This is a genomic window from Pseudonocardia sp. 2-7 (assembly GCF_056341085.1).
The window spans coordinates 1,679,500-1,692,827 of sequence record NZ_CP094507.1 but is presented as its reverse complement, the minus strand read 5'-3'; the positions used below and the strand labels follow the sequence as shown (position 1 = coordinate 1,692,827).

Annotated in this window: 11 protein-coding genes; 1 reads left to right on the top strand and 10 read right to left on the bottom strand. The window is 75.3% G+C overall.

Annotation, left to right across the window (positions count from 1 at the left end; all coding sequences use genetic code 11):
- Positions 1–6 precede the first annotated feature (6 nt).
- The 10 genes from MTO91_RS08425 to MTO91_RS08380 form a co-directional block, all read right to left on the bottom strand.
- Positions 7–3,222: an acetyl-CoA carboxylase family protein gene (locus MTO91_RS08425; RefSeq protein WP_476654837.1), complete on the bottom strand. Its 3,216-nt coding sequence runs from the start codon at positions 3,220–3,222 to the stop codon at positions 7–9.
- Positions 3,219–4,097, bottom strand: coding sequence for a 4-hydroxy-tetrahydrodipicolinate synthase (gene dapA, locus MTO91_RS08420; protein WP_062401273.1), 879 nt, complete (start codon positions 4,095–4,097; stop codon positions 3,219–3,221). The genes MTO91_RS08425 and dapA overlap by 4 nt, the downstream gene beginning before the upstream one ends.
- Before the next feature lie 90 nt (positions 4,098–4,187).
- The gene (locus tag MTO91_RS08415; RefSeq protein ID WP_476654207.1) at positions 4,188–4,964 is read right to left on the bottom strand and encodes a hypothetical protein; all 777 of its coding nucleotides are present in this window, start codon (positions 4,962–4,964) and stop codon (positions 4,188–4,190) included.
- A gap of 77 nt (positions 4,965–5,041) precedes the next feature.
- Positions 5,042–5,566: a GNAT family N-acetyltransferase gene (locus MTO91_RS08410; RefSeq protein WP_476654206.1), complete on the bottom strand. Its 525-nt coding sequence runs from the start codon at positions 5,564–5,566 to the stop codon at positions 5,042–5,044.
- Positions 5,563–5,973, bottom strand: a complete 411-nt coding sequence (gene ndk, locus MTO91_RS08405; protein ID WP_062404405.1) for a nucleoside-diphosphate kinase — start codon at positions 5,971–5,973, stop codon at positions 5,563–5,565. The genes MTO91_RS08410 and ndk overlap by 4 nt, the downstream gene beginning before the upstream one ends.
- 72 nt (positions 5,974–6,045) lie before the next feature.
- Positions 6,046–6,456, bottom strand: coding sequence for a DUF4233 domain-containing protein (locus MTO91_RS08400; protein ID WP_307799092.1), 411 nt, complete (start codon positions 6,454–6,456; stop codon positions 6,046–6,048).
- Positions 6,453–8,090 (bottom strand): bifunctional folylpolyglutamate synthase/dihydrofolate synthase, encoded by a 1,638-nt coding sequence (locus tag MTO91_RS08395; protein WP_476654205.1) that lies wholly within the window; start codon positions 8,088–8,090, stop codon positions 6,453–6,455. Before MTO91_RS08395 ends, MTO91_RS08400 begins: the two co-directional genes overlap by 4 nt.
- Positions 8,091–8,097: 7 nt before the next feature.
- On the bottom strand, positions 8,098–10,734 hold the full coding sequence (locus tag MTO91_RS08390; protein ID WP_476654204.1) for a valine--tRNA ligase: 2,637 nt from the start codon (positions 10,732–10,734) through the stop codon (positions 8,098–8,100).
- A 55-nt stretch (positions 10,735–10,789) separates the two neighbouring features.
- Entirely contained in the window at positions 10,790–12,136 is a 1,347-nt protein-coding gene (locus MTO91_RS08385) for an acetamidase/formamidase family protein (RefSeq protein ID WP_476654203.1), read from the bottom strand.
- 45 nt (positions 12,137–12,181) lie between these two features.
- Entirely contained in the window at positions 12,182–12,703 is a 522-nt protein-coding gene (locus MTO91_RS08380) for a hypothetical protein (protein ID WP_476654202.1), read from the bottom strand.
- 189 nt (positions 12,704–12,892) lie between these two features.
- On the opposite strand from MTO91_RS08380, the gene MTO91_RS08375 reads away from it, so the two are divergent.
- The gene (locus tag MTO91_RS08375) at positions 12,893–13,315 is read left to right on the top strand and encodes a PPOX class F420-dependent oxidoreductase (RefSeq protein WP_346107610.1); all 423 of its coding nucleotides are present in this window, start codon (positions 12,893–12,895) and stop codon (positions 13,313–13,315) included.
- Positions 13,316–13,328 lie beyond the last annotated feature (13 nt).

Genomic DNA, 13,328 nt, shown 5'->3' with positions numbered 1-13,328 from the left:
CGCCGGTCAGCGTCCGCGCAGCGCGCGGGAGACGACGGCCCGGGTGTCGGCGGGGTCGATGACGTCGTCGATCTCGAACACGGTCGCCACGCCGAGCGCCTTGCCGCGCTCGTAGTACCCGGCGACGAGCTCGTCGTAGCGGGCCCGCCGCGCGGTCTCGTCGGTGATCGCGGCCAGCTCGTCGCGGAAGCCGAGGCGGACCGCGCCCTCCAGCCCCATCCCGCCGAACTCGCCGGTGGGCCAGGCCACGGTCAGCACCGGTGCGTGCAGGTCACCGCCGGCCATCGCCATCGCGCCGAGGCCGTAGCCCTTGCGCAGGACGACCGTCACCAGCGGCACCGTCAGCCGTGCGCCGGCGACGAACATCGCCCCGAACCGGCGGACGGTCGCGGTGCGCTCGGCGTCCGGGCCGACCATGAACCCCGGGGTGTCGCACAGCGACACGACCGGCAGCCCGCGGGCCTGGCACAGCGTCAGGAACGCGGTGGCCTTGTCCGCGGCGTCGCCGTCGATCGCGCCACCGAGGTGCTCGGGGTCGTTGGCGATCACGCCGACGGCGCGGCCGTCGAGCCGGGCCAGTGCGGTGACCATCCCCGCGCCGAACCCGCCGCGCAGCTCGACGACGGAACCGGTGTCGCACAGGGTGTCGACGACGCGGCGGACGTCGTAGGCGCGCAGCCGGTTCTCCGGGACGAGGTGGCGCAGCAGCCGCTGGTCGGCGTGCCCGCCGGCCACCGGGTCCCCGGCGACGTGACGCAGGTACCGGCGGGCCGCGGCGGCCGCGGCCCGGTCGTCGGGCACGAGCAGGTCGACCACGCCGTTCGCCCACTGCACCGGCATCGGTCCGACGTCACCGGGTGCGACGACGCCGAGCCCGCCGCCCTCGATCATCGCCGGGCCGCCCATGCCCAGGCTGCTGCCCTCGGTCGCGACGATCAGCTCGCAGGCCCCGGCGAGGGCCGCGTTGCCGGCGAAGCAGTAGCCGGCGACGACCGCGACGGTCGGGACCCGGTCGCGCAGGCGGGCGAACAGCCGGAAGGTCGGCACGTCGAGCTGGGTGACGGCGGAGGTGTCGGTGTCCCCCGGCCGGCCGCCGCCGCCTTCGGCGAACACGACGACCGGCAGCCGGTCGCGCTCGGCGAGCTCGAGGAGCCGGTCGGTCTTGCGGTGGTTGAGCACGCCCTGGGTGCCGGCGAGCACGGTGTAGTCGTAGGCCAGCACGGCGACCGGGCGTCCGCCGACGGTCCCGGTGCCGGTGACGATGCCGTCGGCGGGGGTGCGGGCGACGAGCTCGGCGGTGCTGCGCCGGGCCCGCTGCGCCGCCAGGGTCAGCGCGCCGTACTCGACGAGGCTGTCGGGGTCGAGCAGGTCGGCGACGTTCTCCCGGGCGGTGCGCCGCCCCGCCGACCGCTGGCGTGCGACGGCGGCAGGCCGGCCGGCGTCGAGCCCGCCGTGGCGGCGGTCGCGGACCTCGGCCAGGTCGGGCCGGATCCGGTCGGGGTCGACGCCCTCGCCACGGCCGGGGACGTCCGCGGCGTCGGCGTCGGCGAGGACGGCGAGCAGCTCCCCCGCCTCGACCGCGTCCCCGACGGCGACGACGACCGTCTCCACCCGGGCCGGCCGCTCCGCGGTGACCGGGTGCTCCATCTTCATCGACTCGAGGACGACGACCTCGCCGCCCGCGGCGACGACCTGCCCGGCCGGGGTGGGCAGCGCCACGACGACGCCGGGCCGGGACGCGCGCACGGCGGTCCGGTCCGCGGGGACCTCGACCGCCGGGCCCGGCGCCGATCCGTTCCCGGCGGCGTCACCGGCCGCGGGCGCACCGGGCGCCGGCGCACCGGGTGCGGGCAGCACGGTCTCGCGGGGCGTCGCGGACAGCTCGGCCAGGTGCCGGTCGACGAAGGTGGTGTCCAGGGTCCCGTCGACCAGCTCGGGGCGGGCGAGGACGGCCTGCAGCAGCCCCAGGGTGACCGCGACGCCGGCCACGTCGAACCCGGCGAGGGCACGCCGGGTGGCGGCGGCCGCGGCCTCCGGCGTCGCCCCGCGGGCGACGACCTTGGCCAGCAGCGGATCGTAGCGCGGCCCGACCCGGTACCCGGCGTAGCCGTGGGTGTCGACGCGGACCCCGCGCCCGGCGGGCGGCTGGAAGCGGGTCAGGGTCCCGGCGGCCGGGACGAGGGTCCCGTCCTGCCCGACGGTCTCGGTCGTCACCCGGGCCTGCACCGCGGCCCCGCGCGGCGCGGGCGGGGCGACGAGGCCGAGGTCGGCGAGCCGGGCGCCGTAGGCGACCCGCAGCCCCAGCTCGACGAGGTCGAGGCCGGTGGTCTCCTCGGTGACGGTGTGCTCGACCTGGATCCGCGGGTTGACCTCCAGGAAAGCGATCTCCTGCCCGGCGAGCAGGAACTCGACGGTGGCGAGGCCGCGGTAGCCGTCGCACAGGCGCAGCGCGGCCTCGTGCAGCCGTGTGCGCACCGGGGCGGGCACGGCGGGGGCGGGCGCGATCTCGACGAGCTTCTGCCGGCGGCGCTGCGCGGAGCAGTCCCGGTCCCCCAGCACGACGGCGCCGGTGCCGTCACCGAGGACCTGCACCTCGACGTGCCGGGCGGCCGGCAGGAGGCGTTCGACCTGCACCGCACCGTCGCCGAACGCGGCGAGCGCCTCGGACGAGCAGCGGGCGACGGCGTCGTCGAGGTCGGCCGGGTCGGTGACCGGGCGCATCCCGCGCCCGCCGCCGCCGGAGCGGACCTTGACCATGACGGCGCCGCCGGGGCCGAGGCGGGACAGCAGCGCGGCGCCGTCGGCGGGTTCGACGGCCTCCAGCACCGGTACGCCGAGCGCGCCCGCGTGGTCGCGGGCGGCGGCCTTGTCCCCGAACAGCTCCAGCGTCCGCGGCGACGGCCCGACGAACACCACGCCGGCGTCCGCGCAGGCCCGGGCCAGCGCCGGGCTCTCGGAGGCGAACCCGTAGCCGGGGTGCAGCGCACCGGCCCCGCCGTCGACGGCGGCCCGCACCAGCGCATCGACGTCGAGGTAGGCGGCGGCGCCGGTGCCGGGCAGCGCGACGGCGGCGTCGGCGCGGGCGACGTGCGCGCAGGCGGCGTCGTCGGCCGCGTGCACGGCGACCGTGCGCACGCCCAGCGCCGACGCCGTCTCCATGATCCGGACCGCGATCTCGGCGCGGTTGGCGACGAGCAGCGCCCCGGGGAGCGTAGGACTCAGGACAGCAGGCCCGCGGCCCGCAGCGCGGCGCGGACGTCCTCGTGGTGCCACTCGTCCAGCGGCACCAGCGGCAGCCGGATCCCGCCGGGCATGAGCCCCAGCTCGGCCAGCGCCCACTTCACCGGGATCGGGTTCGGCTCGGAGAACAGCGCCGCGTGCAGGCCCGCGAGGTCGGCGTCGAGCGCGGAGGCGGTCTCGGCGTCACCGGCGACGGCGGCCTTGCACATCCGGGCCATCGTCTCGGGGGCGACGTTCGCCGTCACCGAGATGTCGCCGTGGAACCCGGCGAGCATCGACGCGCGGGCGGTGCCGTCGTCACCGGAGTACAGCGCGAAGTCGTCCAGGCCCAGCGCGACGAGCTCGCGGACCCGGTCCAGGTCGCCCTTGGCCTCCTTGAGACCGACGATGTTCGGGATCTCCGCCAGCCGGGCCACCGTCGACGGCAGCATGTCGCAGGCCGTGCGGCCCGGGACGTTGTAGAGGTACTGCGGGATGTCGACGGTCTCGGCGATCCGCTTGAAGTGCTGGTAGAGGCCCTCCTGCGGGGGCTTGTTGTAGTACGGCGTCACGAGCAGCGCGCCGTCGGCGCCGGCCGCCCGCGCGGCGCGGGTCAGGTGGATCGCCTCGTCGGTGGAGTTCGCCCCGGTGCCGGCGATGACCGGGACCCGGCCGTTCGCGACCTCGATGGTGCGCCGCATGACCTCGGTGTGCTCGAGCACCGACAGCGTGGACGACTCGCCGGTCGTGCCGACCGAGACGATCGCCGCGGTGCCCGCGTCGACCTGCCGCTCGACGAGCTCGCCGAGGGCCGTGTGGTCGACCTCGCCGCTGTCGTGCATCGGGGTCACGATCGCGACGATGCTTCCGGTGATCATGCCGGGCCTCCCTGGTACCGCTGCTCCTGCCGGTGCGACCGTAGCAAGCGGGACCGACGTCCCGGTGCGGGTTTCCTCTCAGCCGCCGGCTCAGCCCAGGGCCAGCCGGGCGGGCTGGACCGACCGCGTGATCCGGCGCACCGCCTGCACCGCGATCGCCCCGGCCGCGACCGTCGCGACCAGGGTGACGGCGATCGGCCGGTCGCCCGCCACGATGCCGATCAGCGCCCAGCACAGCGCTCCGGCGAAGCCCGCGAACCCGGCGGTGGAACCGACGACCGACAGCACGACCGCGGTGAGGATCACGAGCAGCAGGATGGCCGCGACCTGCGGGAGCACCCCGTCGGACGGCAGCCCGACCGCGACGCCGGCCGCCATCAGACCCAGCACCAGCGCGGCCGAGGCCCAGCCGAGGTAGATGGCCAGCGGCAGCCGCATCGCCAGCCGTTCCGCCCAGCCGTCGGCGACGCCGCGGGACAGCCGGCCGTAGACGACACCGAGCGCGACGACGAGCAGGACCAGCAGCACCTCGGCGGTGACCACCCAGCGGTTCGAGAAGGCCGCGATCCACAGCGGGTTGAGCACGGCGGTCGCCGCGACCCACCAGCCGACGCGGCGGTGCACCTCGCGGCCGCGCTGGCCGGGCAGCAGGGCGTAGCCGGCGTAGACCAGCACGCCCAGGTAGATCAGCCCCCAGATCGAGAACGCCCAGCCCGCGGCCAGCAGCGGGGTGTCGTAGTCGCGCGCGACGGCGCCGATCCCCGACCCCCCGAACGCCGACACGAGCACCTGCAGGATCGCCAGGACCGCCACGACGACTCCACGGACCAGGTCCGCGGTCGTCGGGCGCGGGGTGAGCACGGTCATGGCCCACATGGTGGACCGCGGGGACGGCCTCTGCCATCCGGCCGTCGGGGGGAATCGATCTTCCCGCGGGCCGGGGGTCAGCCGAGCGGCAGGAAGAACAGGTGGACGTCGCGCGCGTCCTCCGGGGAGAGCAGCACCCCGCCGGGCAGCCTGCCGTACTCGACGAAGCCACGGGCGGCGTAGAACGCGGGCAGCGGGGTGCCGCCGCGGGCGCCGAGGGTCAGCATCGCCAGGCCCGTCTCCCGGGCGTGGGTGACGGCGGCGTCGAGCAGGACCGTACCGAGACCACGTCCCTGCAGGTCCGGGTGCACCATGAGGCGCTGCACGTCCGCGCGGTGCGCGGCGATGCCGGTGCCCGGGACCAGGAAGACCGTGCCCAGCGGCGCGGTGTCCTCCCCCAGCACGAACATCAGGGACGCGCCGGACCGGGCGGCGTCGACGGTCTCGACCGCCAGCGCGCGGACCTCGTCCGGGTCGGCGCCGGGCACGAAGTCCACGGCGCCGCCGGCCTCGGTCACGGCGATCCAGAGATCACCGAGCGCGGCGGCGGCGCCGGGGCGGGGGTCGACGACCCGGCGGACGGCCGGGACGCCTGCGGTCACAGGTTCGGGAACCAGAGCTTGATCTCCCGGTCGGCCGACTCCGGGGAGTCCGAGCCGTGCACCAGGTTGGAACCGGTCTCCAGGGCGAGGTCGCCACGGATGCTGCCGGGGGTGGCCTTCTCCACCGGGTCGGTGCCGCCGGCGATCTGCCGCCAGGCGGCGATGGCGCGGGGGCCCTCGACGACCGCGGCCAGGACCGGGCCGGAGGTGATGAACGACAGCAGCTCCTCGAAGAAGGGCTTGCCGTCGTGCTCGGCGTAGTGCTGGGCGGCCAGCTCACGGTCCACCGTGCGCAGGTCGAGGGCCACCAGGCCGAGGCCCTTGCGCTCGATGCGCGAGACGACCTCACCGACGAGCTTGCGCGCGACGCCGTCGGGCTTGACCAGGACGAGAGTGCGTTCAGTCACGCGCGACAGGGTAGCGACGACCCACCGGGGGTCCGGCACCCACCGTCACGAGTGCGCCCGGACCGCCGTGTGTCAGTCCTGCTGCTGCGACGGCAGCGTCCCCGCCGCCATCCGGCGGGCCACCTCGCGCCGCATCCAGACCAGGACCGCCCACACGAGGATGAACACCACCGCGACCACGACCAGCGAGGACAGGAACACCAGCGCCGCGACGAGCAGCGCCCCCTGCAGCACCAGTGCCGCGGTGAGCCCCCACGGCCGCCGCTGCACCCCGGACGCCAGGATCATGGCGACGGCGATGCCCGCCACCACCCCGAAGCCGAGCGCGGTCGACCCGGTGCCGAAGCGCGGGAGCACCAGCAGCGCCAGGAGGACGACGATCGCCTCCAGGATCAGCGTCGCGGCGAACACGCCGCGGGCACCCTTCATGGGGTCGGTGGGCGGCGGCCGCACACCCTCGGGCACACCCGGCACGTCGCTCACTCCGGTACCTTCCCGAACAGCGCCCGCGCCTCGCCGACGGTGACGACCGACCCGGTGACGACGACGCCGACCCCGGACCCGCCCGCCTCCTCGGCGATCTCACGGGCCTGCTCGACGGCCTCGGCCAGCGACGGCTCGACACTGACCCGCTCGGAGCCGAACACCTCGGCGGCGAGCGCGCCGAGCTCGTCGGGGTCCATCGCGCGGGGCGAGGAGTTGGTGGTGACGACGACCTCGTGCAGCGCCGGCTGCAGCCCCTCCAGGATGCCGCGGGCGTCCTTGCCCTGCAGCACCCCGATCACGCCGACGAGCCGGGTGAAGCGGAACTCCGAGCCCAGCGCGCCCGCGAGCGCGGTGGCGCCGGCCGGGTTGTGCGCGGCGTCGAGCAGCACGGTCGGCCGGTCCGGCCCGCCCTCGACGGGCTCGAGCCGCCCGGGTGAGCGGACCGAGGCGAACGCGGCGCGGACCGCGTCGGGGTCGAGGGGCTGCGCGGTACCGGCGCCGACGAGTGCCTCGGCCGCGGCCAGTGCGACCGCCGCGTTCGACGCCTGGTGCTCGCCGTGCAGCGGCAGGAAGATCTCGTCGTAGCGGCCGGACAGACCCTGCAGCTCCAGGCGCTGCCCGCCGACGGCGAGCTCCCGCTCCACGACGCCGAACTCGGCGCCCTCCCGGGCGACCTGTGCGCCGACCTCGGCGCAGCGCTCCAGGAGGACCTCGGCGACCCGCTTGTCCTGGGCCGCGAGGACGGCGACCGACCCCTCCTTGATGATCCCGGCCTTCTCGCGGGCGATGTCGGTGATGTCGTCGCCGAGGTACTCGGCGTGGTCGAGCCCGACCGGCAGGACCACCGCCACGTTCCCGTCGGCGACGTTCGTGGCGTCCCAGCGCCCGCCGAGCCCGACCTCGACGACCGCGGCCTCGACCGGGGCGTCGGAGAACGCCGCGAAGGCCATCGCGGTGAGCACCTCGAACTTGCTCAGCGCGGGCGCGTCGCCGCGCTCGGCGTCGACGAGCTCGACCAGCGGCTCGACCTCGCGGTAGGCCGCGACGTAGCGCTCGGGGGTGACCGGGCGGTTGTCCAGGTTGATCCGCTCGGTGGCGCGCTGCAGGTGCGGGCTGGTGTAGCGCCCGGTCCGCAGCCCGATCTCGGTGAGCAGCGCGTCGACCATCCGGGAGGTGGAGGTCTTGCCGTTGGTGCCGGTCAGGTGCACGACCGGGTAGCCGCGCTGCGGGTCGCCCAGCGCGTCGCACAGCGCCTGCATGCGCTCCAGCGACGGCTCCATCACCGACTCCGGCCAGCGCCGGTCCAGCGCCGCGTCGACGGCGAGGAACTCGGCGTAGCCGGTCACCGTGGACTGGGCCGGGACGACGTCGGGGTCTCCCCCGCCGCGGATCTCGTCCAGGACGGCCGCGATCAGGGCCTCCTGGGTGTCCTCCGGTGCCGCGGCGGACGCCTCGGGGTCCTCGGAGCGGTCCTCGCCACCGGGCTCGTCGTCCTGCTGCTGCTCGGCGTCGCCGCCGGACGGCTCAGCGTCGGGCGAGTCGCCGAACCCGCCCTCGGCCCACCGGTCGCCGCCGTAGGTCGGCGAGTCGGCCTCGGTGAAGTCGTCGAACTCGTCGTACTCCTTCGCCACGGCGGGATCAGGCCTCCGGGAGCGCGGCGAGCCGCGCGGTGATGCGGTCGATGTCGGCGACGGCGGTCGCGTGCCGGGCACGGATCCCGTCGACGACCTCGGCCGGTGCCTTCTCGGTGAACTTGGGGTTGGTCAGCTTCTTGTCCGCCTGGTCGCGCTCCTTCTCGGCGACGGCGAGGTCCTTGCCGAGCCGGGCCCGCTCGGCGGCGACGTCGATCGCCCCCGAGGTGTCCAGCTCGACGGTGACCGGACCGCCGGAGGTGGCGACCTCGAAGCTCGCGGTGGCGGCGAAGTCGTCACCGGCCGGGTCGAGCCGGTTGAGGAAGCGCAGCGCGCGCTCGTGCGCGGCCAGCCCGGCGGCGTCGAGGCCGGTGAGGCGGGCGGCGACGGCCTTGCGGTCGGGCAGCCCCTGCTCGGTGCGGAACCGGCGGACCTCGGTGATGACCTTCTGCGCGTCGGTGACCCGGGCCGTGGCGGCCGCGTCGACCGGCGCGCCGGTGCCCTCGGCCGTCGGCCAGGCCGCGGTCACGACGGTCTCGCCGCCGGTCAGCGCGGTCCACAGCGCCTCGGTGACGAACGGCGCGATCGGGTGCAGCATCCGCAGCAGCGCGTCGAGGACGTGCCCGAGGACGGCCCGGGTGCCCGGCTCGGTGGCCGGGTCGTCGAGCTGGGTCTTGCAGAGCTCGACGTACCAGTCGGCCAGCTCGTCCCAGGCGAAGTGGTAGAGCCCCTCGGTCGCCTTGGCGAACTGGTAGCCGTCGAGCAGCTCGTCGGTCTGCGCGCGGACCTCCGCGAGCCGGCCCAGGATCCAGCGGTCGGCGTCGGTCCGGTCGGCGTGCGCGGGCAGCGGCAGGCTCGCGTCCGCGCCCTTGGCCAGGGCGAACCGGGTGATGTTCCAGAGCTTCGTGGTGAAGTTCCGGGACCCGGCGACCCACTCCTCCGACAGCGACATGTCGGTGCCGGGGTTGGAGCCGCGGGCGATGGTGAACCGGAGCGCGTCCGCGCCGTAGGAGTCGATCAGCGCCAGCGGGTCGATGACGTTGCCCTTGGACTTCGACATCTTCTTGCCGTGCTCGTCGCGGATGAGCCCGTGCAGGTAGACGTCGCGGAACGGGGCCTTCCCCATCACGTAGGTCCCGAACATCATCATCCGGACGACCCAGAAGAACAGGATGTCGTAGCCGGTGACCAGGACCGAGTTCGGGTAGTAGCGCTCCAGGTCCGGGGTCTCGTCCGGCCAGCCGAGCGTGGAGAACGGCCACAGCCCGGAGGAGAACCACGTGTCGAGGACGTCGGGGTCCTGACGCCAGCCCTCGCCCGACGGCGGCTGCTCGTCCGGTCCGACGCAGACGACCTCGCCGGCCGGGCCGTACCAGACCGGGATGCGGTGCCCCCACCAGAGCTGACGGCTGATGGTCCAGTCGTGCATGTTGTCGACCCAGTCGAAGTACCGCTTGGCCTGCTCCTTCGGGTGCAGGACGGTCTCGCCGGAGCGGACGGCGTCGCCCGCGGACCGGGCGAGCGGCTCGACCTTGACGAACCACTGCAGGCTCAGCCGCGGCTCGATCGGGACGCCGGTGCGCGAGTCGTGCCCGACCGAGTGCAGGTAGGGGCGCTTCTCGGCGACGATCCGGCCCTGCGCGCGCAGCTCCTCGCGGATCGCGACGCGCGCCTCGAAGCGGTCCATGCCGTCGAAGCGGGTGCCGGTCCCGGCGATGGTGCCGGCCTCGTCCATGATCGTCGGCATCGGCAGGTCGTGGCGGCGGCCCAGCTCGAAGTCGTTCGGGTCGTGCGCCGGGGTGATCTTGACGGCGCCCGAGCCGAACTCGGGGTCGACGTAGTCGTCGGCGACGACCGGGATCCGCCGGCCGGTGATCGGCATCTCGATCTCGGTGCCGACCAGGTGCGCGTAGCGCTCGTCGTCGGGGTGGACGGCGACCGCGGTGTCACCGAGCATCGTCTCGACCCGGGTGGTCGCGACGACGAGCGAGGCGTCCCCGTCGCCGTAGCGCATCGAGACCAGCTCGCCCTCGGTCTCGATGTGGTCGACCTCGATGTCGGAGATCGCCGAGCGCAGCGCCGGGGACCAGTTGACCAGGCGCTCGGCCCGGTAGATCAGTCCGTCGTCGAACATCTTCTTGAAGACGGTGGCGACGGCGCGGGACAGGCCCTCGTCGAGGGTGAAGCGCTCGCGGGACCAGTCGACGCCGTCGCCCAGGCGCTCCATCTGCCCGAGGATCGAGCCGCCGGACTCGGCCTTCCACTGCCAGACCTTCTCGACGAACGCCGCACGGCCGATCGCGTGCCGGTCCGGCTCGCCCGCGGCCGCCATCCGCCGCTCGACGACCGACTGGGTCGCGATGCCGGCGTGGTCCATCCCGGGCAGCCACAGCGCGTCACGGCCCTGCATGCGGGCGCGCCGGGTCAGCACGTCGATGAGCGTGTGGTCCATCGCGTGGCCCAGGTGCAGGCTGCCGGTGACGTTCGGCGGCGGGATGACGATGCAGAACGGGTCCTTGTCCGACGACGGGTCGGCCCGGAAGTACCCGGCGTCGACCCAGCGGCGGTACATGTCGCCCTCTACCTCGCCCGGGGTCCACTTGGCGGGCAGGTCGGCGGTACGCGCTGGCAGGGTCTCGGTCACATGTCAAGTCTACGAGTCGACACCGACACGTTTCCCGGCCCCCGGACCCGCGCGCTCAGGACCGGAAGTGCGCCTTGGGGATGACCCCGTGCACCCCGACGGTCCGGTCCACCACCTGCGAGACCGCGAAGTCCGCCGCCGCGGAGAGGTAGGCGTAGGCCGTCGCCCGGTCCATGCCCCGGTCCTCCTGCAGGAAGTCGAGCGCGTTGACCACGGCCCGGCGCATCGCGACGTCCAGGTCGCCCTGCTGCCCGCCGATGCTCCCGTCCGGGTCGGAGAGCCCGATGGGCACCCAGGCGTCCGGGGTCTCGCCGAACGGGTAGCCGAAGGCCACCGACGGCGCCGTGCCCTCCCCCGGCCGGCACACGGTGAGCCGGAACGTGGCGCGCAGCGAGCCCTCCAGCGCGGTCAGGGCGACCTCCCCGTCGCCCATCGCCAGGTGCGGGTCGCCGACGTGGAACAGCGCCCCCTCCGCGCGGACCGGCAGGTAGAACGCCGAGTCCGGGCCGAGCAGCCGGATGTCGATGTTGCCGCCGCCCAGGGTCGGCGGGATCGAGTTCAGCTCCGGGGCGTTCTCGGCGTCGGCCGCGGCGTGGGCCACCCCCATGGTGCCCATGAACGGGCGCAGCGGGAACGACGCCTCCTGGCCCTCGCCGAACGCCAGGTAGGCCTCGGGGCCGTCCGCCCCGTCGCGGACCGGGGTGAACACCGAGACGTTGCCGTAGCGCGCGGGGTCGCCGGTGGCGCGACCGTCGGTGGCCGGCGGCGGCATGACCTCGTCGAGGACGATCCCGGCGGGCGGCGCGCCGGACGCGGTGCGCCCGAGTGCCCCCTTCCCGTGCCTGCTGGAGACGACGCCGTACGGCACCCGGGGCACCGCGGACAGGGTCTCGACCTTCAGGACGTCGAGGGGGCGCGCCCCCTCGACGAACACCGGCCCGGTGATGACGTGCGGGCCGTCGGCGTCGAAGTCGCGCGGCGTGCGCCGGTAGTCCCGGGCGACCGCGACGGCGTCGGAGAGCACACCGTCGGCCGCCACCCCGTGCCGCCCGAACCAGGCGACCGGGTCCCGGCCCTGGTCCTCCAGGATGCCCTCGTGGGAGACGGTGTCGATGGTGACCGTCTGCCCCGACCGCATCGTCAGCACCGGCGCGGCCCCGATCGCCGGGACGTAGCCCCAGCGCACGTCGGCCGGGTCGGACCCGAGGTAGTGGTCGCCGGGGATGTCGCCCGCACCGGGCTGCAGCGGACCGTCCGGCAGCGCCGCCGCGGCGGGCCCGGGGGCGGCGGCGGACGTGCCGCAGCCGGCCAGCCCTCCGGCCGCGGTGACGGCGGCGGCCGCGCGGAGGAAGTCGCGCCGGCCGAGCGCGGCGAGCAGCGGGCGGGGATCGGGGGGAGCCATGTCCCCACCCTCACCCGCGTCCGTTACGTCCGGATCACCGCTCGTTTACGCCCGGCCCGCGGGCAGCAGCAGGCACCACGGCCGCGGCCACCCCAGCACCCCGCCGACGGCCGCCGGGTCGCCCCGCCGGAGCGACGCCGGGTCGAACGCCCGCACCCGGCCGGAGCCGGGCTCGTAGACGCGCCACCGGCCGTCGGCGTCGACGCCCAGGACCAGCACCCAGTGCCGCGGCAGCCACCGGGACCCGACCAGCAGCGGAACCGGGCCGACGGCGGCGGGCACCGCGGCGAGCGCGTCGCGGGTCGCCGGGCGGATCCGGAACGGTCCCGCGGCGGGTGCGTGCCGGCGCAGCCACGCCCGCATCCCCCACGGCGTCGTCCCCAGGGCGCGCGGCCAGAGCCGGTTGGCCTGGCGGTGCGCGGTCCGCTGGGCGGCGGCGAACCGGTCCGCCACCACGCCGGGCCACCCCGAGCCGGCCAGCACCGCGGTCACCACCAGCACCGAGGGTCCGCACGTGACACCGTCGACCTGGCGGCCGAGCAGGGTGCCGGGTGTGAGCTCGTCCATGGCGGACACCCTCCCCCGGCGGCGCGCGGCGCGGCACCCCCGGGCGGGTCCGTGGGACCGCCGGGCGGCGGCTACGGCTGCCTGCCGGCACGGCCCGGCGGTGGGCGCGTGTGGTCACGGCCGGTCCGGGCGGACACGACCCGGTGTCGCCCGGGTGGTCGGGCGGGTTCCCGGCCTAGGCTCGGCGACATGCCCGTTCTCTCACCCGAGGTCGTCGAGTTCCTGAACCACGGCACCCGTACCGGAATGCTCGGCTGGACGGCGAAGGACGGGCGCCCGCTCGTCGCGCCGGTCTGGTTCCTCGTCGAGGACGACACGATCGTCTTCGACACCGGGGCGGACACCGCGAAGGGACGGGCGATCGTCCGCGACCCGCGGGTCGTGCTCACCGCCGACCTGCCCGCACCGCCGTACGCCTTCGTGCAGGTGCAGGGTGTCGCCGAGATCAGCACGGACCCCGACGAGCTCCTGCGCACCGCGACCGCGCTCGGAGGCCGCTACATGGGCGCCGACCGGGCCGAGGAGTTCGGCCGGCGCAACGGCGTGCCCGGCGAGCTCGTCGTCCGGATCCGCCCGACGAAGGTGGTCGCCCACCTCGACATGACGGCGTGATCGGTTGACCTGA